At 70.9% G+C, this 21,432-nt stretch carries 21 protein-coding genes; 6 read left to right on the top strand and 15 right to left on the bottom strand.

Annotation, left to right across the window (positions count from 1 at the left end):
• Positions 1-12 precede the first annotated feature (12 nt).
• Positions 13-1,512 (top strand): flavin-containing monooxygenase, encoded by a 1,500-nt coding sequence (locus tag ACWF82_RS26440; protein WP_452505368.1) that lies wholly within the window; start codon positions 13-15, stop codon positions 1,510-1,512.
• Here the strand turns inward: ACWF82_RS26440 and ACWF82_RS26435 are convergent.
• From ACWF82_RS26435 to ACWF82_RS26375, 13 genes are all read right to left on the bottom strand, one after another.
• The gene (locus ACWF82_RS26435; protein WP_452505367.1) at positions 1,422-2,519 is read right to left on the bottom strand and encodes an AraC family transcriptional regulator; all 1,098 of its coding nucleotides are present in this window, start codon (positions 2,517-2,519) and stop codon (positions 1,422-1,424) included. The genes ACWF82_RS26440 and ACWF82_RS26435 overlap by 91 nt on opposite strands.
• Before the next feature lie 3 nt (positions 2,520-2,522).
• Positions 2,523-3,911, bottom strand: a complete 1,389-nt coding sequence (locus ACWF82_RS26430) for an ABC1 kinase family protein (protein WP_452505365.1) — start codon at positions 3,909-3,911, stop codon at positions 2,523-2,525.
• Positions 3,912-4,024: 113 nt separating this feature from the next.
• Complete coding sequence (locus ACWF82_RS26425) at positions 4,025-4,798, bottom strand: sporulation protein (RefSeq protein ID WP_452505363.1); 774 nt, start codon at positions 4,796-4,798, stop codon at positions 4,025-4,027.
• An 83-nt stretch (positions 4,799-4,881) separates the two neighbouring features.
• Positions 4,882-5,610 carry a lysophospholipid acyltransferase family protein gene (locus ACWF82_RS26420; protein WP_452505361.1) on the bottom strand — a complete coding sequence of 243 codons (729 nt, stop codon included), beginning with the start codon at positions 5,608-5,610 and terminating at the stop codon, positions 4,882-4,884.
• Between the two features lie 117 nt (positions 5,611-5,727).
• The gene (locus ACWF82_RS26415) at positions 5,728-6,723 is read right to left on the bottom strand and encodes an ROK family protein (RefSeq protein WP_452505360.1); all 996 of its coding nucleotides are present in this window, start codon (positions 6,721-6,723) and stop codon (positions 5,728-5,730) included.
• A complete protein-coding gene (locus ACWF82_RS26410; protein ID WP_452505358.1) occupies positions 6,720-7,595 on the bottom strand; it encodes a hypothetical protein in 876 nt (291 codons plus the stop codon). Before ACWF82_RS26410 ends, ACWF82_RS26415 begins: the two co-directional genes overlap by 4 nt.
• Positions 7,585-8,835: an ArsA family ATPase gene (locus ACWF82_RS26405; RefSeq protein WP_452505400.1), complete on the bottom strand. Its 1,251-nt coding sequence runs from the start codon at positions 8,833-8,835 to the stop codon at positions 7,585-7,587. The genes ACWF82_RS26410 and ACWF82_RS26405 overlap by 11 nt, the downstream gene beginning before the upstream one ends.
• Positions 8,836-8,861: 26 nt before the next feature.
• Positions 8,862-9,299, bottom strand: a complete 438-nt coding sequence (locus ACWF82_RS26400) for an SRPBCC family protein (RefSeq protein WP_452505357.1) — start codon at positions 9,297-9,299, stop codon at positions 8,862-8,864.
• A 53-nt stretch (positions 9,300-9,352) separates the two neighbouring features.
• Positions 9,353-9,748: a polyketide cyclase / dehydrase and lipid transport gene (locus tag ACWF82_RS26395; protein ID WP_452505355.1), complete on the bottom strand. Its 396-nt coding sequence runs from the start codon at positions 9,746-9,748 to the stop codon at positions 9,353-9,355.
• Between the two features lie 43 nt (positions 9,749-9,791).
• The gene (locus ACWF82_RS26390) at positions 9,792-10,919 is read right to left on the bottom strand and encodes a glycosyltransferase family 4 protein (RefSeq protein ID WP_452505353.1); all 1,128 of its coding nucleotides are present in this window, start codon (positions 10,917-10,919) and stop codon (positions 9,792-9,794) included.
• 32 nt (positions 10,920-10,951) lie between these two features.
• Positions 10,952-11,965, bottom strand: coding sequence for a hypothetical protein (locus ACWF82_RS26385; RefSeq protein ID WP_452505351.1), 1,014 nt, complete (start codon positions 11,963-11,965; stop codon positions 10,952-10,954).
• Between the two features lie 7 nt (positions 11,966-11,972).
• Entirely contained in the window at positions 11,973-12,986 is a 1,014-nt protein-coding gene (locus tag ACWF82_RS26380; RefSeq protein ID WP_452505349.1) for an NlpC/P60 family protein, read from the bottom strand.
• A 228-nt stretch (positions 12,987-13,214) separates the two neighbouring features.
• Positions 13,215-13,784, bottom strand: coding sequence for a C40 family peptidase (locus ACWF82_RS26375; protein ID WP_452505347.1), 570 nt, complete (start codon positions 13,782-13,784; stop codon positions 13,215-13,217).
• Between the two features lie 666 nt (positions 13,785-14,450).
• Between ACWF82_RS26375 and ACWF82_RS26370 the strand changes: the two genes are divergently transcribed.
• From ACWF82_RS26370 to ACWF82_RS26350, 5 genes are all read left to right on the top strand, one after another.
• Positions 14,451-15,671, top strand: a complete 1,221-nt coding sequence (locus ACWF82_RS26370) for an ATP-binding protein (protein WP_452505345.1) — start codon at positions 14,451-14,453, stop codon at positions 15,669-15,671.
• A gap of 10 nt (positions 15,672-15,681) precedes the next feature.
• On the top strand, positions 15,682-16,848 hold the full coding sequence (locus ACWF82_RS26365; protein ID WP_452505343.1) for a tetratricopeptide repeat protein: 1,167 nt from the start codon (positions 15,682-15,684) through the stop codon (positions 16,846-16,848).
• A gap of 121 nt (positions 16,849-16,969) precedes the next feature.
• Positions 16,970-18,820, top strand: coding sequence for a DEDD exonuclease domain-containing protein (locus tag ACWF82_RS26360; RefSeq protein ID WP_452505341.1), 1,851 nt, complete (start codon positions 16,970-16,972; stop codon positions 18,818-18,820).
• Between the two features lie 70 nt (positions 18,821-18,890).
• Positions 18,891-19,442, top strand: a complete 552-nt coding sequence (trpF, locus tag ACWF82_RS26355) for a phosphoribosylanthranilate isomerase (protein ID WP_452505339.1) — start codon at positions 18,891-18,893, stop codon at positions 19,440-19,442.
• A gap of 4 nt (positions 19,443-19,446) precedes the next feature.
• On the top strand, positions 19,447-19,722 hold the full coding sequence (locus ACWF82_RS26350) for an Lrp/AsnC family transcriptional regulator (RefSeq protein ID WP_452505337.1): 276 nt from the start codon (positions 19,447-19,449) through the stop codon (positions 19,720-19,722).
• Positions 19,723-19,731: 9 nt separating this feature from the next.
• Here the strand turns inward: ACWF82_RS26350 and trpD are convergent, their stop codons facing one another.
• Positions 19,732-20,793 (bottom strand): anthranilate phosphoribosyltransferase, encoded by a 1,062-nt coding sequence (trpD, locus tag ACWF82_RS26345; RefSeq protein ID WP_452505335.1) that lies wholly within the window; start codon positions 20,791-20,793, stop codon positions 19,732-19,734.
• Positions 20,794-20,886: 93 nt separating this feature from the next.
• Positions 20,887-21,306 carry a hypothetical protein gene (locus tag ACWF82_RS26340; protein WP_452505333.1) on the bottom strand — a complete coding sequence of 140 codons (420 nt, stop codon included), beginning with the start codon at positions 21,304-21,306 and terminating at the stop codon, positions 20,887-20,889.
• Positions 21,307-21,432 lie beyond the last annotated feature (126 nt).

Here is a 21,432-nt window from a genome sequence, read left to right as displayed (position 1 = left end):
ACCGTCATCGGCATGACTGGACACACCACGCGGCCCTCGGTGGGGATCATCGGGACCGGATTCGGCGGGCTCGGCATGGCCGTGCGACTGAAGGCGGCGGGCTACGACGACATCGTCCTGTTCGAACGCGCGGACGAGGTGGGCGGCACCTGGCGGGACAACACCTATCCCGGCGCCGCGTGTGATGTGCCGTCGCACCTGTATTCGTTCTCCTTCGCGCCCAAGGCCGATTGGTCGCGGCGGTTCGCCGAGCAGCCGGAGATCCTCGCGTACCTGCGCGAGGTCGCCGACCGGTTCGACCTGCGCAAGCACATCCGGTTCGCCGCCGAGGTGACCTCGGCCGCCTACGACGAGGCAGCCGGTGAGTGGGTGGTGCGGGTCGCGGACGGCGAGGAGTACCGGGTGCGCGCGCTGGTGGCCGCGACCGGCCAGCTGAGCAGGCCCGCGATCCCCGAGATCGACGGCATCGACGAATTCGCCGGGGCGATGTTCCATTCCGCCACCTGGGATCACGATTACGACCTGGACGGCAAGCGCGTCGCGGTGATCGGCACCGGCGCGTCCGCGATCCAGTTCGTGCCGCGGGTGGCGCGGCGGGCGGCACGCCTCGAGCTGTTCCAGCGTGAGGCCGCGCATGTGATCCCCAAGCCGGACTACGCCTACAGCGCGCTCGCGCACACCGCGCTGCGCCGGGTGCCCGGCTTGCTGGCGCTCTCGCGCGCGGCCACCTACCTCGCGCTGGAACCGCGCGCCTTCGCGTTCACCAAGTTCCCGCAGGCGATGGCGTTGGTGCAGCGGCGTTTCGAGCGCTACCTGGCCGATCAGGTGCCCGATGCCGGGCTGCGGGCGCGGCTCACGCCTGCGACGAAGATCGGCTGCAAGCGGATCTTGATCTCCAACGACTACTACGAGGCCCTCAACCGGCCGAACGTGGACGTGGTGACCGAGGCGATCACGCGCATCGAACCGACCGGGCTGCGCACCGCCGACGGTGTGCTGCACGAGGTCGACGCGCTGTTGCTCGGCACCGGATTCCAGGCCAACGAGTTCCTCGCGCCCATGACGGTGACCGGGCGCGGCGGCCGCCGCCTCGACGAGGTGTGGCGCGACGGTGCCCAAGCGCACCTCGGAATCACCGTGGCGGGCTTCCCGAACCTGTTCGTCCTCTACGGACCCAACACCAACCTCGGGCACAATTCGATCGTCTACATGCTGGAATCCCAGTTCGGCTATGTGCTGCAGGCCATCGACCGCCTCGCCGCGGGCGCACGCTCGATCGATGTGCGGCCCGAGGTGCAGGGGCGCTCGAATACCGCGGTGCAGGAGGCGATCCGCGCGACGGTGTGGAGCAGCGGCTGCACCAGCTGGTACACGACCGCGGCGGGCCGCAACACCAACAACTGGCCCGGCTTCACCTTCGACTATCGCAGGCGGCTGCGCCGGTTCGACGACGCGGAGTTCGTCGTCACCGCCGCGGACCAGCGGGTGCCCGCGCCGCGCGACCGGCACTGATCGCGATAGGCGCGGGGCCCCATGCCTTTCCAGCGGCGGAAGGCCTGGGAGAAGCTCGATACCTCCACATAGCCGAGGCGGTGGGCGATCTCGGCGACCGGCAGGCCGCGGGTCACCAGCATCTCCTCCGCCAGCCGTTGTCTGACCTCGTCGAGCAGGGCTCGGTAGGAGGTGCCTTCCTTGGCCAGCCGGTGCCGCAGGGTGCGCTCGCTGACGAACAGCATGGCCGCCACCTGGGGCGCGTCCGGGGGCTGGGCGAGGTGCTGGACCAGGATGTCGCGCACGCGGCCCGAAGTGCCGCCGCGGGTCTTGCGCCGGTCGAGCAGGTCGCGGCAGTGCTCGATCGCGACGGCGGCGGTGTGCTCGTTGGCCTGCGGCAGCGGGGCGTCGACGTGGGCGTGGTCGAATCCGGCCAGGCACTCCTCGGCATCGAATTCCGGGGTCAGCCCGAAGGTTTCGGTGTAGAGCGCGAGATCGGCGCGCGGCGGCGGGGGAAAGGCCGAGCGCACGTGGTTGATCGGGATCGGCGTGGCGAGCAGGTCCCGGTTCAGGGTCTGGATGGCCGCCATGTCGCGTTCGATCACGAAGCGGCGCAACGGTTCGGCGACATCGGGGGCGGTGAGGGTGAGCTGGAGTTCGGTGTCGGTGCGGCGCATCTGGATGTCGCTGAAGGCGAAGGTGAGGTCGATGAACTGCAGGCCCGCCTGGATCGCGGAGTGCAGGGTCGGGCTGCTGATGAGCGCGAAACCCCACATGCCGTAGGAGGTGAGCCGGAACAGGCTGCCCGCCCGCACGCCGAGACCGGGCGGATTGTCGAGTTCACGGACCAGATTGGCGATGACGGCCAATTCGGCGGCCGCGGAGATCTCGGCGTTCGGGTCGGCGAGCAGCTCGGTGGTGAGCCCGGTGCCGCGCAGGCAGGTTTCCACCGGGACACCGCGCTCCTCGCCGAGGCGGGTCGTCAGCAGCGCCCCCATCGGCGTGCGCGGAATGTCCCAGTGCACCACGGGTCACAGCCCCGCGGCGGCCGCGGTTTCGGGGTACCAGCGGGTGCATTCCGCGCGCAGCGGCACCTCGGTCTTGAGCTGGCACAGGACCGCGATGCCGCCGAGGAAGGAGCGCAGGATCGGGGTGTGGTCGGGCGGCATCGTCAACTGGCGCAACACATTCGACAAACGCAGGTCGGTGGCCAGGCGGACCTGCTTGCGCAGCCAGTCGGCCGAGAGCGGGTAGGTGGGGGCCAGCAGGGCGTCGCGGACCGGTTGCAGGCGGGCGGCGACGGTGGCGATGTCGAGTTCGCGGCCGGGGGCGACGAAACCGTGGCGGCGGATGGCGGCCTCGAGGTCGGCGGGGGAGTCGGCGATCACGGCCGCGCCGACGTCACCGGCGACGTCGAGGAAGGCGGCGGGCCACGGGGTGCACGCGCCGAAATCGACAACGCCGAGGCGGCCGTCGGGCATGCGCAGGAAGTTGCCGGGATGCGGGTCGCCGTAGACGAGGGCGGCGCGGGCGGGCGCGGAGAACAGGAAGCGCAGGATCAGCACGCCGAGCCGGTCGAGCTCGGCGGCCTCGCCGCGGGCGATCAACCGGGTCAGCGGGGCGCCGTCGAGCCATTCGGTGACCAGCACATCGCCGCGCTGGGCGATCACCCGGCTGACCACCACGTCCGCGTCACCGGCGAAGGCGAGGGCGAACGCGCGCTGGTTGGCCGCTTCCCGCGCGTAGTCCAGTTCGGCGTGGATCTCGTCGCACAGCGCCTCGATCACCGGGCGGGTGTCGGCGCCGGGCAGCAGCGCGGTGAACAGCGGGGTGGCGCGGCGCAGGGCCTGCAGATCGGCCAGGACGGCACGGCGGGCGCCGGGGTACATCACCTTCACGGCCACCGGCGTGCCGTCGTGCCAGTGTGCGCGATGGACCTGGCCCACCGAGGCCGCCGCCGCGGCGCGGTCGTCGAAATCGAGGAACAGCGAGCGCCAGTCCGTACCGAGGTGCACGGCCAGCTCGGCGTGCACGGCGGCGGGCAGCATGGCGGGGGCCGAGTCGTGCAGGCGGGCAAGGGCTTGGCGATACGGCTCGGCCAGGTCGGGCGCGAGGCCCAGTTCGAGCAGGCCGAGCAGCTGGCCCAGTTTCGCGACGCAGCCCTTCAATTCGCCGAGCACCTGGAACAGGTGCTCGGCGGTCCTGGTCCGGATTTCGCGTTCCACGTCCTCGGCATTGCGGCCGACGGCGCGCTTGCCGAGTCCGGCGATGCGCCGCCCCGCGTAGGCCACGGGCACCGCGGCGAGCCGGGCGCTGCGGGCGACCTTGCCGGTGGGCGGATGACCGATCCGCGGATCATCGGGCGATTTCGCGCGGCGAGTGAACGGCATCACCCGGCCCTCTGCATCCCGTCCGACCATGTCCACCTCGCTGTCCACCGACGCCGCCACTGCTGTGACTGGCCCACCCGCCGGCTCAGTGCCTCGCAAGAGGCTACCAAGCGGGTGGGTGGGCCCGGTGGGCTTACGGCCTCTCAGCCGAGTGCGCCGAGCCCGGCCAGGGTGCGGTGGATCTCGGCGGTCCAGTCCTGCGCGGCCAGGCGCGAGTAGTCGACCCAGAACATGCCGATCCCGTCGCGGTCCTCCCGGAACCAGCCACCCTCGATATCGGCCTCGAGGACGACGCTCATGCCCTGCTCCGCGGCGACGAAGGTCAGCTCGAGCTGGTTGACCCGCGGGAAATGGTGCGAGCGGCCGAACTCGATCTCCTGATAGAACGGCAGCCGCTGCGGTGTCCGGGCGATCGTGCCCGCTTCCACATCGGTGCGGAGCAGCCCGAAACCCATGCGCCGCACGGCATCGAGCACGACGTGCTGGGCGGGCAGCGCCCCGATACCGATCGGATCGGTGTCGGTGGCGTCGACGGCGCCGTGGATGTCGACGACGGTGCGCAGCGCGACCGCGGCACCCGGCAGATGGTGGCCGTCGAAGAAGGTGATCGGTGTCTCGAACGGAACCGGCGCGGCGAAACGCAATTCGGCCACCGTGCCCGCGATCAGGGTGAACGGCCCGGCGACGCCGACCCGGCCGAAGCCGAGGTCGGCGATCCGCTCCTCGCCGTCGGAGTACTCCCGCTCCACGCGGGTGACGAACTCGACCGCCACGTGCCCGATCGCCTGATCGACACGACCGCCGCGCAACCGGATCACACCCTCGACGAGTCCGCCGGGTTGCACACCGGGGGTGAACAATTCGGTTTCGACCTCGGCGCCGCCGACACCGGCCGCGGCCAGCAATTGCTTGAACATGCGAGCAGTCTGGCCGACGATCCTTATGGTTCGCTTGCCGGGCGCCAGTGCTGTGCGTCAGATGCGGCGCACCGGATTACGGGTCAGCTGGCGGCGGTGTCCGGAATGCGGGTGGCGGCGAGCTGGCGATCGGTGGGGGCGACGCCCTTCTTGAGGCTGTGCGCGTAGACGTCGACGTATTCCTGGCCGGTGAGGCGCATCAGCTCGTACATCACCTCGTCGGTGACGGCGCGCTCGACGAAACGGTTGCCGCTCATGCCCTCGTAGCGCGAGAAGTCCAGCGGCGCACCGAACTTGAGGACGACCTTCTGCCGACGCCACTTGAACGGTCCGGGCGGGCTCACCTTGTCGGTGCCGATGACCGCGACCGGGATGACCGGGACGCCGGTCTCCAGGGCCAGGCGCGCCATACCGGTCTTGCCCTTGTACAGGCGACCGTCGGGTGAACGGGTGCCCTCCGGGTACAGGCCGACGAGCATTCCCTTGTCGAGCAGCTTGCGGGCGGCGGTGAGCGCGTCCTCAGCGGCGGAGGCGCCGCTGCGGTCGATCGGGTACTGGCCGGTGCCGCTGAAGAAGAACTTCTGCAGGCGCCCCTTGAAACCGGGGGTGGTGAAGTACTCCGCCTTGGCGAGGTAGCTGATCCGGCGCGGGGACAGCAGCGGCGCGAACAGCCAGTCGGAGAAGGAGAGGTGATTGCCCGCCATGATCGCGGGCCCGTCGGTGGGGACGTTCTCGACGCCCTCGACCTCGGGCCGGTTGTACAAGTGCATGAATGGTCCCGGAAAGACGAACTTGAGCAGCCAGTAGAACATGGCGTCCTTTCTTCGGGACCGGGATCTTGGTGTGCAGCCTCGTCGGAAACCGACTTTACCGCTGGTCGCAGGTCACAACCAACCCAGGACGGTAGCCAAGTCACAGTGTTGTGACACTCATCTCCCACTCCGGCCCGCGACCGGGGCGTCGACCGCCGCCCTGGCCAATTCCGCCGCGCCGATCATGCCCGCGGCCTCACCGAGCTGGGTGGTGCGCAGCCGCGCGAGCGGCCGGTGCCCGGCGCCGGTGACCGCGCGCGCGTAGTGCTCGCGCGCCTCGTCCAGGAACAGCGGCGCCGAACTGCTCACGCCACCGGCGATCACGACCAGATCGGGATCGAAGATGTCGCTGACGAAGGCGAGGCCGAGCCCGAGCCAGCGCGCGAAGTCGGCCATCACCCTGACCGCGAGCGGGTCGCCGTCCTGGGCGGCGCCTGCCACCCGGCGTCCGGTCAGCGAGCCGGGATCGTGGATCACGTCGCGGGCAAGCACCGAGCGCACCGGATCGGTCGCCAGCATTTCGATCGCGGTGTCGGCCAGTGCCGTTCCGCTGCAGTAGCGCTCCCAGCAGCCGCGTTTGCCGCAGGCGCAGGCCCGGCCTGCGGGCACCACCTGCAGGTGGCCGAGCTCGGGGGCGACCCCGTGGCTGCCGCGGTAGAGCTGACCGTCGATGAGCAGGGCGGCGCCGATGCCGGTGCCGATGGCGACGAGGACCACGGTGTGCCCGCCCGCGGCGGCGCCGAAGTGGTATTCGGCCCAGCCCGCGGCATTGGCGTCGTGTTCCAGGATCACCGGCAGGCCGAGGCGCGCGGAGAGCCGTTGCGCGACCGGGGCATCCTGCCAGGGCAGGTGCGGGGCGAACAGGACGGTCGAGCGGTCGTCGGAGATGAAGCCGGCGACCGCGAGGCCGACCGCGGCGATCGGATGCCTGCGCGCCAGCTCGCGCACCGAGCGGTCGATGGCGTCCTCGAGCGCGCGCGCCGAATGCGGGGTCGGAGCCTGCACGCTGTCGAGCACCTCACCCTCGGCGTCGACGACCGAGGCGCGGATGTTCGTGCCGCCGACGTCGATGCCGACGGTGAGCAGGTGCTGACGGTCGATCCGCTGGGTCATCCCCGGATCGTCACCGGAATGTCGACATAACGCGAGCCTGGCGCGCGGGTGGTGCGCGAGCGGTCGTCCCGGTCGTCGGCCGGGGGCGTCGCGAAGAGTCCGGTGCCCGGTGTATCCGTCGGCCGCACCGTGGGGCCCGCCGCGGTTCCGGTCGGTGCGCCTTGCTGACGGGGAGCGGCGAATTCGTCGACCCGGCGGGGGCGGGGATTGGCTGCCGGGTCGGGACGCGCGGTGCCCCAGCGCAGGCGGGAACGGCCCGCGGTGCCAGGGTGTTCGGGCTGCGCCGTGGTGCCGTTGTGGTGCGGTCCCGTCGCGGCTCGGTCGGCCGAAGGGGCATCCGCGTGATCTGCTCGGGCAGCGGCGGGACGGTCCGGTCTGCGGGGGTCGGTTGCGGCGGAGCCTGCGTGTGCGCCGGTGGGTGCGGCAGCGGCCCGGGTGGGTGCGCCTTCGGCCGCGGCAGCTGGGGGGCGAGTGGTGGTGCCTTCGGGAGCGCCGGTGGCCGGGCCGTGGGGCGTCGTGCCGTTGTGGACGGACGAATCATGGTGTCCCGCGGCGTGTTCGGCCCACTCCGGCGGCAGCACCGGCTCGACGGGGACACCGGCGAGCGCTTCGCGCAGCACGGTCACCATCGACGTACCGTGGTCGGCAAGGGCGGCGACCACGTCGTGGTGTTCGCCGCGCACCAGGGCGGCGGCCGCGCAGACCGGGCACCAGGCGCAGCCGCCCAGATCGGCCTGGCCGTCGGCGGCGGTGCGGCGCAGCACCGGTTCGACTCTGGCCAGGAGCACTTCGGCCAGCAGCCGCAGCTCCTCGGTGAACTCGGCGAAACCGTCGGGGTGGCCGTGGCGGTCGGACTGCCTGTCACTGCTCATCTGCGGTGGCCTTCGTGTAGTTCGGATCGGCGGGCCACACCTGCGGATCGGGCCGGAAGCGGACCACGAGGTGACCGTCGTCGAGTTCGGCGCCCGCCACCGTGCAGCGTTGCAGCACCGGCGCGAGCCGTACGCGTGTGCGCACCCCGTCGGCTCCCACGATCAGATCGTCCTCCACTCGGCCCAGCCGCAAGGTGCCGGGATCGACAACCGGTAGCCGAATCCGCATCGCGTACACGGAGTCGACACCGGAACCCGACTCCCATCGAACCATCGGTTCGCCCGAATCCGCGCCCGGAGCGTGCGGGCCGGGCAGCGTGTCGACCGAATAGGAGAACGCGACCAGCGCGTTCACCCCCACCGGTTCGGCGCCGGCGTGCTGGGCGAGCAGGATCGGGACGTCGGTGAGCTGCTCGTGCAGCCGCGCGACCACCTCGAGTTGCTCGGCCCGCCGGTTGAGGTACCAGTGCACGGCCGGATGGGCGTTGTCGCCGGTCGGCGGGACCGGGGCCAGCACCTTGTTCACCACCACCGCGTCCAGGCGCAGGCCGAGCAGCGCGGCCGCCGAGCGCACCCGCCGCGCCTCGGCGACGGCGACCTGCTCGGGTCCGGTGATCAGCCGCGCGCTGGTGCGGGTGCGGTCGGCGAGCAGGTCGCGGACCTGCGTGACCGCGCCGACGATCCGCTCGACCGTGGCCGCCAGCACCGCCTTGCGCAGATCGAGGCCGATCGCGCTCATCGTGCGGGTATGCCGGGGCCACAGGCGCTCCACATAGTTGAGCAGGGTGTCCGGGGCGGTGAGGATGCGCAGCATGTCGGCCGAGGGCGGGCAGTCGACGACGATGACGTCCCAGTCGTCCTCCTCCGCGTACTGGGCGATCTCCACCAGCATCAGCAGTTCCTGCACGCCGGGCAGGCCGGTGAGTTCGGCCGGGTCGATGGCGGTCAGGTCGACGCCGTGGTCGTGCCCGCCGCCCTTGGCCAGCATCCGCACCACGTCACGGAAGCGGTCCTCGAGCAGGGCGAGGGAATCGATCTCGATCACCTCGAGCCCGGGCGCCACCCTGGCAACCCCGGCGACGGTGCCCGGATCGTGCGGGAAACGGAAGCCGAGCGCGTCGCCGAGCGAATGCGCCTGATCGAGCGAGGCGATCAGCACCCGCCGCCCGGCGCGGGCGTAGCTCATGCCCGTCGCGCAGGCCAGCGTCGTCTTCCCGACACCGCCCTTGCCGACGAACAGTTCGACGCGGGTACCGCCCGGGGCGCTCAGCCCTCGACCCGCTTCTTCAGTTCCTTCAAGGCCGTATCGGTGATCACCTTCTCGGCCTTCCGCTTGAACATGCCGATCATCGGGATGTTCAAGTCGACGGTCAGCTCGTAGATCACCTCGGTGCTGCCGTCGGGCCGCTCACGCAGTTCGTAGCTGCCGTCCTGGGCTTTCTGCAGGTCACCGCTGAGCAGCCGCCAGCTCACCGCGTTGCCGTCGGGTCGCCAGGTGTAGGTCAGCACGTAGGTGTCCTTGACGACGCCCGCGTCGAGCACGAACCGCGCGGTCGCCGCCCGGCCAGCCGCGTCGGTGTCGAGCACCTCGACCGACTGCGCGGCCGCCACCCACTCCGGGTAGGACTCCAGATCCGCGATGACGGCCATCACCTGCTTCGACGGCGCCTCGATGACAATCGATCTCTGGGTCCGGTCGGCCATGGCGGACAACGGTTCCTTTCGTGCGGGACGAGCAGTCGGTGCCGGTGGCGTCGTCAGGGCGCCGCGACGGCCGCGGGCGCGACGCCCGCGGGTCGACCGGCTTCGAGCCGGGCCTTCAGTTCGAACGACATGGTCTTGCCCGCGACCCGGCGGGCCCGGTTCGCCGCGGCCAGCGCGCGCGGCGACATCGGCTTGGCCGCGGTGGGTTCGGCGTGCAGGAAGTAGTGCAGGATGGCGCCGTCGGCGCAGGCCTCCAGCCACACCTCCATGGTGCCGGTCAGCGGGCCTGCCACCGTCCAGCGGATGCCCTTGTCGCCGCGGTCCTCGCGCACGTCGAGGCGCAGGTCGGGCCACCAGCGGCGCCAGTTGTTGGTGGCGCTCAGCACGTCGGCGATCGCGGCGGGCGGCGCCGCGAGGAAGGTCTGATCTGCGACCTGGATACTGCTCACCTCGCTGAGCGTAGTGGACGCCACACCGGTACCGGCCGGGGTGTCACCGCAGCAGCTCCCGCAAGCGGGCGCCCTGCCGGTCCCAATGCCAGTTCCGCTCCACCCACGCGCGGCCGGCGGCGCCCATCGCGGCCGCCTTGTCGCGGTCGGTGAGCAGCTCGACGAGCGCGTCGCTGATCTGCTCGACCGAGCGTCCGTGCACGACCAGCCCGGTCTCGCCCTCCCGGACGGTCTCGGGCGCGCCGCCGGAGCTGCCGGCGACAACGGGCACCCCGGTCGCCGACGCCTCCAGGAAGACGATGCCGAGGCCCTCCACATCCAGGCCGGCGCCGCGGGTGCGGCACGGCATGGCGAAGACGTCGGCGATGGTGTGATGGGCGGCCAGCTCACCCGAGGGCACCCGGCCGGTGAACACGACACTGTCGGTGACGCCGAGCGCCTCGGCCAGCCCGCGCAGCCGCGTCTCGTAGGGTCCGCCGCCCGCGATCACCAGGACCGCGCCGTCGACGCGTTCGCGCACCTCGTTCATGGCGACGATCAGCATGTCCTGGCCCTTGCGCGCGACCAGGCGCGACAGGCACAGCACCGTCGGCCGGTCGCCGAGGCCGTAGCGGGCGCGCAGTTCGGCGCGTGCGGCCGGGTCGGGCCGGAATTCGGCGGGGTCGACACCCGGCGGCAGGTACTCGAGCGCGGCCCGCGGGCCGAACGCCGAGGCGAACCGGCCGCGGGTGTACTTGCTGACGTAGGTGACGACATCGGTGTTCTCGCCGATCGAGCGCAGCACCTGCCGCGCGCCGGGCAGCATCGACCAGCCGACCTCGTGGCCGTGGGTGCTGGCCAGAATGCGCTCGGCGCCGGCGCGCCGCAGCATCGGCGCCATCGCGGCCAGCGGTGCGGCGGCGCCGAACCAGACGGTGTCGCAGTCGTGCTCGCGCAGCAGCGCGCCCGCCCGCTTGATCACGCCGGGCGTCGGCAGCATGAGCGTCGTCGGATGCCGAACGACGCGGAACTTCTGTGCGGCGTCGAACTTCTCGTGACTGTCACCACGCCAGCGCGGTGCGTAGACGACCAGGTCGTCGGGCGGCAGCTGATTCGCCAGCGCGTGCAGATACGACTGGATTCCACCCGGCCGAGGTGGGAAATCGTTGGTAACCAGCAGAGTTCGGGCCATAAGTGAACAACCTAATAGGTGAGCGTCGGTGGTCAGACGGCGCGGCCGCGCAGCCAGGCGCGCCAGCCGTCGAGCAGTTCGGCGCGCGAGGCGCCGAGCACGGCGGTGAACGCGGCGTCCTGGGCGGCGGGGGACTGTGGGCCGGTCGCGAGCCGTTTGTATAACTCGGTGAGGGTGGCGGGGCCGTAGCGATCGGCGAGGAAAGCGCAAGCGCTCCAGGCGGATTCGTAGGCGTAGGCGGCGTCGGTCCCGGTGAAGTCGGCGTCAGCGATCAGGTCGGTGGGCAGGGCGCCCGCGCGCAGCCGGGTGGTCAGGGTCGGCGCGACCTGGGAGAAAGTGGTGCCCTGGCCGCGCTGGGCGACGTACTCGGCGTAGCCCTCGAGCATCCACAGCGGCGCGCCGTCGGTGGTGGCGCCCCTGGTCGCGACGTGGGTGAGCTCGTGGCGCAGCAGGGTCGCCAGGCCCTCGTCGCCGACCCGGCGGCGCGCGTCGGGATTGAACACGATCCGCTGGTCGGTGGGCCTGGTACCGGGCGCGTACGAGCCGGTGAGCGACACGGCGGCCACGTCCGCGGTGGTCGTCGCGCCCGCCGCCCTGGTCAGGGCGGTGAACTCGGTGGGGGTCCCCGCGACGACGATCACCGGCGCGCGATTCCAGTCGACACCCCACGCGGCGCTCACATCGGTGATCGCCAGCTCGAGCTCGCGTTCGAGAACATCCAGATCGGCACGGTGACCAGGATGGGCCACCAGCAGCGCGTCGGCCTCGCCGCCCGCGGCGACCCGGCGCACCAGGATCGGGCCGAACGGCTGTAGCTCGCGCCGCACCGGCGTCAGCCGGGGGTCGTCGATGCCCTCGGTGGTGTCGAGCACCTCGGCCTCGTCGGTGGCAAGTTGCAGCGGACCCGCGTTGCGCGGCACCAGGATCAGGGCCAGGCACGCCCCGGTCAGCAGGGTGACCGAGGCGAGCGTGAGGGCGAATTCGAGGCGGCCGTTGGCCGAGAACCAGGAACGGAGGCCGGACGAGCGGCGCGACGGGTCGGTCACCGTCGGCTCAGTATCGCCGGGCCGAGTGGTACGGGGTGGTGTTGATCGGCGCGACGGCCACCGGCACTCCGAAGGTGGAGGCGTGCACCATCATGCCGTTGCCCGCGTAGATACCGACGTGCGAGATCTCGGGATAGAACAGCACGACATCGCCGGGCTGCAGGTCGTCCTTGGCCACCGGGGTGCCGAAGTTCGCCTGCTGGGAGCTGGTGCGCGGCACGTTCTTGCCGACCTGCTTGAAGGCCCACTGCACGAGCCCGGAGCAGTCGAACTGGTCGGGGCCGGTGGCGCCCCACACATACGGATCGCCGACGCGGGTCAGGGCCGCGGCCAGCGCGCTGGTGCCGCTGCCGGGGACCAGGCCCTGTAGCAGCGAATCGCGATCGAATCCGGGCGGGAACGGGGAACCGGCCAGCGTGGACTTGTCCCTGGCCGAGAGCGCGCCCCAGGCCTCGACGACCTGGGTGGTGGCCACGGTGAGGTCGTTGCGCTTGCGGTCGACGTCGGCGCGCACGGACTCCGCGGCCGTCGTCGCGGCGCGGGCGGTGTCGGCGGCGGCACGGGCGACGGATTCGGCGGCGGTCGCGCTGTCGGCGGCCTTCTTGAACTCGCGCACGCTCGCGGCGGTCTGCTGGGAGAGCACGTCGAGCATGGACATCTTGTCCAGCAGCTGCTGCGGCGAATTGCTCGACAGCACCGCGAACATGCGATCGGTGCGCGCGCCGGTGTAGGTGGCGATCGCGGTGCGATCGATCATCGGCTGGAACTTGCGCACCTCGGCGCGGGCGGCATCGGCGACGGCGGTGCTCGCGGCGAGCTTGTCGTCGGCCTCGCGCTGGACCGACAGCTTGGCGTCGAGGTCCTGCTGCGCGGTGAGCGAAGCCTGATTGAGTGCCTCGGCCTGCCGGGACAGGTCGACCATTCTGGCGATCGCGTCGCCCGCGGTGGCCGGCAGCGCGACCGGATCGGCGAGGGAGGGGCCCGCGGCATAGGCGGCGCACACCAGGATCGCGGCGGACATGGCTCCGGCGATGCCTCGCGGCACGCGCGGATTCCGGTGGTGTGCAGTCACAGTGCGCCGTGCCCCGTTCTCTTGTTGTCCGCCGATACAGCGCTTTACCCGAAGCGGACCTTCTCGTCTCGCGAGAAGGTCTCGATCAGGTTACGGAACTGCGTATGCCCGTGTCCAGTAGGCCACGGAGAGGTCACGGTGCGCCCTTCCCCGCGAACGACGCACCGTACCCGTCGATCAGAAGCGGCGAGCGCCAGCGAACGGCATCGAGGAGAGCGAGGCGAGCTGCACCGGGGTGCCCGCGGTGGAGGCGTGCACGACATTGCCGTCACCCGCGTACAGGCCCGAGTGGCCGCCGCCGTAGAACGACACCAGGTCGCCGGGGCGCAGGTCGTCGATCGAGACCGGGGTGCCCGCGCCGAGCTGGGCGCCGCTGGTGCGCGGCAGCTCCATGCCGGCCTGACGGTAGGCCCACTGGACCAGACCCGAGCAGTCGAAGGCGTCCGGGCCCGCGGCACCGTAGACGTAGGGGGAGCCGACCTTGCTCAGGGCGGCGTCGAGCGCGATGTCAGCGGCGGTGGCACGCGGCGCGGTGAACACCGGCGGCACGCCGGGGGCCTCGATGCCGGGGATGCCCTGGGGGATCGGGATCTCGTTGGGCACCTCGAAGGTGCCGATACCGGGAACGGTGACCGGCGTCGCCGACGCGGGAGCGGCCGGCAGGAGGAACGCGCCGATGGTGGCAGCGCCGACGGCTCCGGCGGCAACGGCTCGCTGCGCCTGACGCTTGACGGTGTTGGTCGCCATGATGCGGGTACTTCCAATCTGCCCCACGACGCCGTGTCCGTATGACGCGGCGGGCTTCATCCCGTTGCACCGTTTCCGGTCCGAGGGGACTCCGTGAGGTCTCGAAAAGGTTACGAAGACATCACGGTGGTTTGTAAAGTCGGACATCGGTCCGGGAAGCAAATTCCGCGATATCAGCCGACTTCGCCTGCGAGCTGCGTCACACCAATCACGAAAAGATAACGCCAGGTCGCTTCTGCGGGCTTCCTGGCCGCTACCCGGCGCGTCGCCGACGGGCTTCTTCGCGGCCTATTGGTCTACCCCTAGGGGGGAACCCCCAGGTCGCCTCCGCGCGTCGCGTTTTCGACCGGTCGGTCGACCAGTCGTACGCGCGGGCGGCGCGTCGCCTGCTCCGGCATGCCCAGATCGGTAATCGCTCTTACCCGATGAAATTCGGCGCGGTCATGTGATTTCCAGCAAACTGTGAGCCCGGTCTCAATCGGGTCTGACCAAGGTTATTTTGTTCGCATCGGAACGAAAGTCTCGCGGCGAATTGCCGGCGGCGAGCATGTCGGCCCGGCGCCCTGGCGCCGTCCCGGTGGATGGGACTTGACGTTTACCGGTTCCGTGAATCCCGTTGCGGCGGTTAGGGTACGGCCGAATGTTCGCAGTTCGAAGGGGGCGCGGGTGGCCGACGACCAGGTATTGACCGACTTGCTGACGATGGTGGAGCGCAGTCCGGAGGTGCTCGCGCTGCGCGTGTGCGTCATCGAGCTGTATCTCGACCGGGGTCGCTACGCCGACGCGCTGGCCCACTGCGGCGTCGCGCTCGGCCACCATCCGGGAAACGCGCAGGTCCTGGCCCTGATGACGCGCTGCACGAACGCACTGTCCGGCGGTTCACCGGCGCCGGAAACCGGCCCGGCGCCGGAGTACGACTGGGCCGCCGCGGAGGATCAGGTCGGCGACATCATCGAACCGGCCTTCGTCGACGCCGCGCCCACCGAGTTCGTCACCGACGACGACGCCGCCACGATGGAGCGCCCGACCCTGCGCCTCGCCGATGTCGGCGGCATGGACGAGGTGAAGCGCCAGCTGGACCTGACCCTGCTCGCCCCGCTGCGCAATCCGGAACTGGCCAAGGCGTTCGGCACCTCGGCGCGCGGCGGGCTCCTGCTCTACGGCCCGCCCGGCTGCGGCAAGACCTTCCTCGCCTCGGCGGTCGCCGGTGAGCTGGGCGCCAACTTCTATCCGATCGAGATCGCGGACATCCTCGATATCTATACGGGCGCCAGCGAGCGCAATGTGCACAGCATCTTCGAGATGGCCCGCCGTAACGCGCCGTGCGTGCTGTTCCTCGACGAGGTCGACGCGCTCGGCCACAAGCGCAGCCAGATGCACGGCTCCTCGACCATGCGCACCGTGGTCAACCAGCTGCTCACCGAGATGGACTCGGCCACCCACAGCAACGAGGGCGTGTTCGTGCTCGGCGCGACCAACCATCCGTGGGATGTCGACGTCGCGCTGCGCAGGCCGGGCCGGTTCGACCGGATGGTCTTCGTCGGCCTGCCCGACGCGCCCGCCCGCCGCTCGATCCTGCACTACAACCTGCGCGACCGCCCGGTGGCGGGCATCGACCTGGCCGCGCTGGCCGCGCACACCGATGGCCTCTCCGGCGCCGACCTCGCCCACGTGTGCACCTCCGCTACCCAGCTGGCGATGGCGGACTCCATGCGCTCGGGGGAGGTGCGCCCGATCGGCATGGCCGACGTGCGGACCGCGCTGGCCCAGATCCGGCCGAGCACCGGCGCCTGGTTCGAATCCGCCCGCAATGTGGTCGAATTCGCCAACGGCGACGGCAGCTATGACGAGCTGGCGATCTATCTCAAGCGGATGAAGCAGCGCTGAGCCGAGCGCGATGAGCGAGGAACAACTCGACAAGGTCAAGCTCCTGATCGACCTGGGCCGCTACGAGGCAGCCAGGACGATGCTGGCGCCGATGCTCGCCGCGGAACCGGACAGCAGTCAAGCGCACGCGCACCTGGCCTATTCCTGGCTGCGGCCGGGCAGGTACGCCGAGGCAGTCGAGCCGGTGCGCACGGCATTGCGCCTCGATCCGGTGAACTTGTTCGCGTGGAAGCTGCTCGCGATCAGTGAGCACGGGCTCATGCGCGCGTGCATCGCGGTGGGTGCCGACGGCGCCGAGCACGACGACGCGGCACTGGCCGCTGCCCGCCGATGTGTCGAACTCGATCCGTGGTCAGCCGAGTGCCATCGCCTGCTGGCCACCACCCTCGTGCACCGTGACCGGGACGAGTCGCTCGCGGCCATCGATGACGCGATCGAGCTGGCGCCGGAAGACGCGTTGCTGCACGTGGTTCGCGGCCGGGTGCTGTGGCACAACTCCGGCGCGTGGTCGAAACGGGGAGTGGCGGCCCGTGCGGCCTTCGTCGAAGCGCTCCGCCTCGACCCGGACAACACCGAGGCGCTGTATCTGCTCGCGCGCCACGACCTGGAGAAGGAACACTGGGACGCCGCGCGAGAGCGATTGGTGCGGGTCGCCCAGCTGGATCCGGCCTATGCGCCTGAGGTTCGCGAGCTGCTGGCGCAGATTGCCGGCTTGGTGGACGATGCCGACGACGCGCCGCCGCCGACCCTGTCGAGTCCGCAGGAGGCCGAGACCGCACCGGAGTCCTCCGAGCTGCCGGAACCAGAGCGACCGGCTCCCGTGCGACCGGCCGCTGTGCGACCAGCTCCCGCGCGACCGGCCCCGGAATGGCGCGAGGAATATCTGGGGAAGAGCCGATCGGGAGGTGGTGGCGGCGGACGACTCGCGGTCGGACTGGTGGTGTTCCTCGTGGTCGCGATAGCTCGCGGCGTGATGACCGCCGGTTCCGATGCCCCGTCGAATATCCCGGCCTCGCGGACCCTGCCTTCGCACTACCGGCTGCCGTCGGAGTACATCCAGCCGCCGCGGATCCCGTCGCAGCTCCCGATGGACCGATCGCCGACGGGGAACCTCTGGCCGACACCGCGACCTCGCCTGACGCTCCCGCCGAACTGGTCACCGCCGACCCAACGCTGACCCCCGCGCCGCAGCCGGATCCGTTGCGCCTGCCCCAGGCGTCGGTGCCTGCCTGCGGCGACCACCGCGCGGACCGTCGGGCACGGCGAGCGTGTCGGACCCCCGTCCTACGCTGCTCGCCGTGCCCGATCCCGTTCCGCTCCCGGCTGCCGCCCGTCAGCTGGCCTTCGACGAACTCGATACTCCGCTGTACGACACCACCTTCGTCGTCGTCGACCTGGAAACGACCGGGACCAGCCCGGACGGGGATTCGATCACCGAGATCGGGGCGGTGAAGGTGCGCGGGGGAGAAGTGCTGGGGGAGTTCGCGACCCTGGTGAATCCGGGGTTCGCGATCCCGCCCGCGATCGTGCAGATCACCGGGATCACCACGGCGATGGTGTACGAGGCGCCGCGGATCGAGGCTGTGCTGCCGGGCTTTCTCGAGTTCGCGGCGGGCGCGGTGCTGGTGGCGCACAATGCCCGCTTCGACACCGCGTTCCTGAAAGCCGCCGCGGCGCGCCAGGACATCACCTGGCCCAACCCGCAGGTGCTGTGCACGGTGAAACTGGCGCGACGGGTGCTCACCCGCGACGAGGCGCCCTCGGCGCGACTCGGGGTGCTTGCCCAGATCCTCGGTGCGTCGACCACCCCGACCCACCGGGCCCTCGACGACGCCCGCGCCACCGTCGACGTGCTGCACGCGCTGATCGGCAGGGTCGGCAACCAGGGCGTGCACAGCCTCACCGAACTGCTCGACTACCTGCCCGGCGTCACCGGAACCCAGCGGGCCAAGCGCACTTTCGCCGGCGATCTGCCGACTTCGCCCGGGGTGTATCTGTTCCGCGGTCCGTCCGACGAAGTCCTCTATATAGGGACCGCGGTCAATCTGCGCCGCCGCGTCCGCACCTACTTCACCGGTTCGGAGACCCGCGGCCGGATGAAAGAGATGGTGGCACTGGCGATCCGGGTCGACCATGTGGTGTGCGCGCACGGTCTGGAAGCGGGTGTGCGCGAGCTGCGTTTGCTCGCCGCGCACGCGCCGCCGTACAACCGCCGCTCGAAGTTCCCCCGGCGCGGCTGGTGGCTCACGATAAGCGACGAGGCATTCCCCCGGCTCGTCGCCGTGCGCACCCCGACGCGAACAGCATTGGGGCCGTTCGGTTCTCGCACCGACGCCGTCGACGTGGCCGCGACGATCGCCGAGTTCGCCGGACTGCGAACCTGCGCCACCCGCCTCACCCGCGCGGTGAAACACACCTGCCCGCCCGCGGTCGTCGGCGGCTGTCCAGCCGCGCGCCAGCACGGCGACCTCGATGCCGCGAGCTACGCGCCCGCCGTGCAGGCGGTCCGTGACCTGTTCACCGGCCGCGCCGACACGCTGCTGCGCGCCATGCTCGATCGCGTCGAAATCCATTCCGCAGCCCAACATTTCGAAGCTGCCGCCCGGCTGCGCGACCGCACGGCCGCGGTGGTCACCATGCTGCACCGCACCCAGCGCCTGGCCGCACTTGCGCGCGTCGCGGAATTGATCGTCGCCCTGCCCGACGGCGCGGGCGGCTGGGAATTCTCGGTCATCCGCTACGGACGCCTCGCCGCCGCGGGCACTGCCCGCCGGGGGACTCCGCCGATGGCCGTCGTCGACCAGATCGTCGTGGCGGCCGAAACCGTGATTCCGGACCTGGGTGATGCGGCATCGTCGGGTAACAGGTCGCGACGGCGAATCGAGGGTGTCGCGACGGAAGCCGCTGACGCCCTGTTCGGCTGCGGACCACTGCCCGACGACGACATTCCCCCGCTGCGCGGCGCATCCCCCGAGGAGGTGGGCGTCATCGCCCGCTGGCTCACCAAGCCCGGCGCCCGCATCGTCCGCACCAGCGAGGGCTACCGCGAACCACTGCACGGCGCGGCCCGCTGGAAGGGCTGGGCCCAGCTGGCGCGCACCGCCGCGACCACCGTCAGCGCGGAGGAGCAGTACCTGGCGCAACGGTGACCTCCCGGCGGGAGGATCATGGAACCGCCTGTCACGTCCGGTGACAGCGGGAGAAAGGGCGAAGGCGCGAATGTTCGTGAAGGTGTGCGGCCTGACCACCGAGGAACAGATCGACTGGGCCGTCGAGTTGGGGTACTCCGCGATCGGCGTCATGGTCACGCCCAAGAGCAAGCGGTACCGCACCCCCGAGCAGGCCCGCGCCCTCGCCGACTACGCGCGCGGCCGGATCACCACGTTCGTCGTCGCCCTGGAAGCGGCCGAGGTCGCCGAGGTGGCCGACGCGTTCGACGTCGTGCAGCTCTACCAGTGGGCCGACCTGCCGAACCTCGCCTTCTGCTCCTCGACCCCGCCCGCACCCGGGCAGACCAGCGAATACTTCTTCTACGACGCCAGCGCGGGCTCCGGGATCTTCGAGGAGTTCCCCGACTGGGTGCGCGCACTGCCGGGCAAGGTCGTGCTGGCCGGTGGACTCGACGCCGGCAACGTCGCCGACACCATCGCCCGCCACCGCCCCTACGGCGTCGATGTGTCCAGTTCGGTGGAATCGGCGCCCGGTGTGAAGAGCCGTGAGCTGATGCGACGGTTCAAAGCGGCCACCGAGCGGCCACAAGTTCTAGGCTGATCCCATGATTACCGCGATCGTGCTGATCCAGGCCGAGAACTCTCGCATCCCCGAGACCGCGCAGGCGCTCGCCGACACCGCCGGAGTCGCCGAGGTCTACTCCTGCGCGGGCGACGTCGACTTGATCGCGATCGTGCGGGTCCGCGATCACGAACGCATCGCCGAGGTCGTCACCAGCGGCATCGACAAGGTGGCAGGCGTCGTCCGCACCACCACCCACATCGCGTTCAAGTCGTATTCCAGCCACGACGTGGAAGCCGGATTCTCGCTGGGGGAGTGAGGCTTTCGCTCAGCCCTCGTCGAGGGTCCTGGTGAGCTCGGCCCAGCTCTGCAGCAGTTTCGCCGCCGCGCCGCTGTCGACGGCGGCCGCGGCGCGCTCGAGCCCGCCCGCCAGCGCGGCATCCAGATCCAGGTCGGCGTCGCCGACCCCGCGCGAGAGGTCGTAGGCGACGATCGCGGCGGCGGAGTTCAGCAGGGTCGCGTCGCGGACCGGGCCCGGCGTCCCGGCGAACACCTCGCGGGCGATTCCGGCGTTGACCTCGGCGTCGCCACCGCGCAGCGCGTCCAGCTCGACGCGGGGAATACCAAGGCGCGTCGGATCGATCACGGTCTGCCTGATCCGTCCACCGCTGACCACCCACACATCGGTGAGGTCGGAGGTGGTGATCTCGTCGAGCCCGTCGCGCCCACGCACCACCAGCGCACTGGCGTCACGTTCGGCGAACACGCCAGCGATCACCGGCGCGAGATCGGCGAACGCGCAGCCGATCAGCCCCGCCCGCGGCTGTGCCGGGTTGGTGAGCGGCCCGAGCACGTTGAACACGGTCGGGATGCCGATCTCCTTGCGCGCCGGACCGGCGAACCGCAGCCCGGAATGGAACAGCGGCGCGAAACAGAAGCCGATCCCGGCCTCGCGCACCGACCGCGCCACCGACTCCGGGCCCAGCGCCAGCTTCACGCCCAGCGCCTCCAGCACGTCGGCGCCACCGGACTTCGACGAGGCGGCCCGATTGCCGTGCTTGACCACCGGCACACCCGCCGAGGCGACGACCACCGAGGACATGGTGGAGATGTTCACCGAGCCGGACCGGTCGCCGCCGGTGCCGACGATGTCGACCGCGTCGCCGTCGACATGGACAAGGCGCGCGTGCCCGAGCATCCCCGCGACCATGCCTGCCAGCTCGGTGGGAGTGGGGCCCTTGATCTTCATGGCGACGCCGAAGGCCGCGATCTGGGCCGCGGTGGCGTTGTCGGTGAAGATCTCGTCGATCACCCAGGTGGTGTCGTCCGCGGCCAGGTCACCACCGTCGGCGAGGGTTCCGAGCACCTGGGGCCAGCTGCGCACGCTCATCTGCTCCGCATCCTTCTTCTCGACCGACACCGTCGCGCGAACTCTTCTCGCGCGCGCCTGTATTGCGCAACCCTATTGCGCCGCTGCGCAAGTTTAAGGGGCGGGACGAGGCGGCTGCAGCGCGTCCCAGCCGTCGGCGACACCGTCGTGACGCTGCGCGAGCCCGGCCATCCGCGAACGCTCCTGCGAGCAGCTCAGCGGGTCGAGTACCTGCACCCGCTGCAGGATGATCGGCACCAGCTCGTCGTCGGCCGCCCGCACCGGCTCGGCGCGGGTGTAGCCGTCGTAACCCGCGATCTCACAGGCCGCGTCGAGCTGCCCGGCGGGCAGGCGCAGGTGGTGGCGCAAAACCGCCTCGGCCTCCCGATCCAGGCCGGTCGCCCGGTCCAGCGCCGCCGAACAAGCCTCGACATCGTCGAAACTCGACGCGACCACGACCAGATCGGCCCGCGCCGGGTCGAGCGCCTGCGCGTTTCCACCGAACAACCGCCGCCACATCCGCACCACGACCATCGCCGCCTCCTCGTCTCAGGTTATCCACATCCAACGCTGTCACAATGAGCCGTCACGTGATCGTCGCCAACACGCCGACGGGGGTCGCGGACCCCCTCTGTGCGTGGGTTTTCCGCCGTGCGCGAC

This window comes from Nocardia sp. NPDC055053 (assembly GCF_053608285.1).
This window is presented reverse-complemented; position numbering and strand designations above follow the sequence as displayed.

Coding starts and splice junctions, on each gene's coding strand:
- ACWF82_RS26380 (WP_452505349.1), bottom strand. CDS start 12,986: ATGTCCGCCGCGATCCTGGTGTGCGCCGCCTATGCCGCGGGCCCCTCC.
- trpD (WP_452505335.1), bottom strand. CDS start 20,793: ATGAGCGTGCGCAGCTGGCCCCAGGTGCTCGGAACCCTCGCCGACGGT.
- ACWF82_RS26350 (WP_452505337.1), top strand. CDS start 19,447: ATGATTACCGCGATCGTGCTGATCCAGGCCGAGAACTCTCGCATCCCC.
- trpF (WP_452505339.1), top strand. CDS start 18,891: ATGTTCGTGAAGGTGTGCGGCCTGACCACCGAGGAACAGATCGACTGG.
- ACWF82_RS26415 (WP_452505360.1), bottom strand. CDS start 6,723: ATGACCCAGCGGATCGACCGTCAGCACCTGCTCACCGTCGGCATCGAC.
- ACWF82_RS26400 (WP_452505357.1), bottom strand. CDS start 9,299: ATGGCCGACCGGACCCAGAGATCGATTGTCATCGAGGCGCCGTCGAAG.
- ACWF82_RS26365 (WP_452505343.1), top strand. CDS start 15,682: ATGAGCGAGGAACAACTCGACAAGGTCAAGCTCCTGATCGACCTGGGC.
- ACWF82_RS26430 (WP_452505365.1), bottom strand. CDS start 3,911: ATGGTCGGACGGGATGCAGAGGGCCGGGTGATGCCGTTCACTCGCCGC.
- ACWF82_RS26375 (WP_452505347.1), bottom strand. CDS start 13,784: ATGGCGACCAACACCGTCAAGCGTCAGGCGCAGCGAGCCGTTGCCGCC.
- ACWF82_RS26340 (WP_452505333.1), bottom strand. CDS start 21,306: ATGGTCGTGGTGCGGATGTGGCGGCGGTTGTTCGGTGGAAACGCGCAG.
- ACWF82_RS26410 (WP_452505358.1), bottom strand. CDS start 7,595: ATGAGCAGTGACAGGCAGTCCGACCGCCACGGCCACCCCGACGGTTTC.
- ACWF82_RS26425 (WP_452505363.1), bottom strand. CDS start 4,798: ATGTTCAAGCAATTGCTGGCCGCGGCCGGTGTCGGCGGCGCCGAGGTC.
- ACWF82_RS26390 (WP_452505353.1), bottom strand. CDS start 10,919: ATGGCCCGAACTCTGCTGGTTACCAACGATTTCCCACCTCGGCCGGGT.
- ACWF82_RS26420 (WP_452505361.1), bottom strand. CDS start 5,610: ATGTTCTACTGGCTGCTCAAGTTCGTCTTTCCGGGACCATTCATGCAC.
- ACWF82_RS26440 (WP_452505368.1), top strand. CDS start 13: ATGACTGGACACACCACGCGGCCCTCGGTGGGGATCATCGGGACCGGA.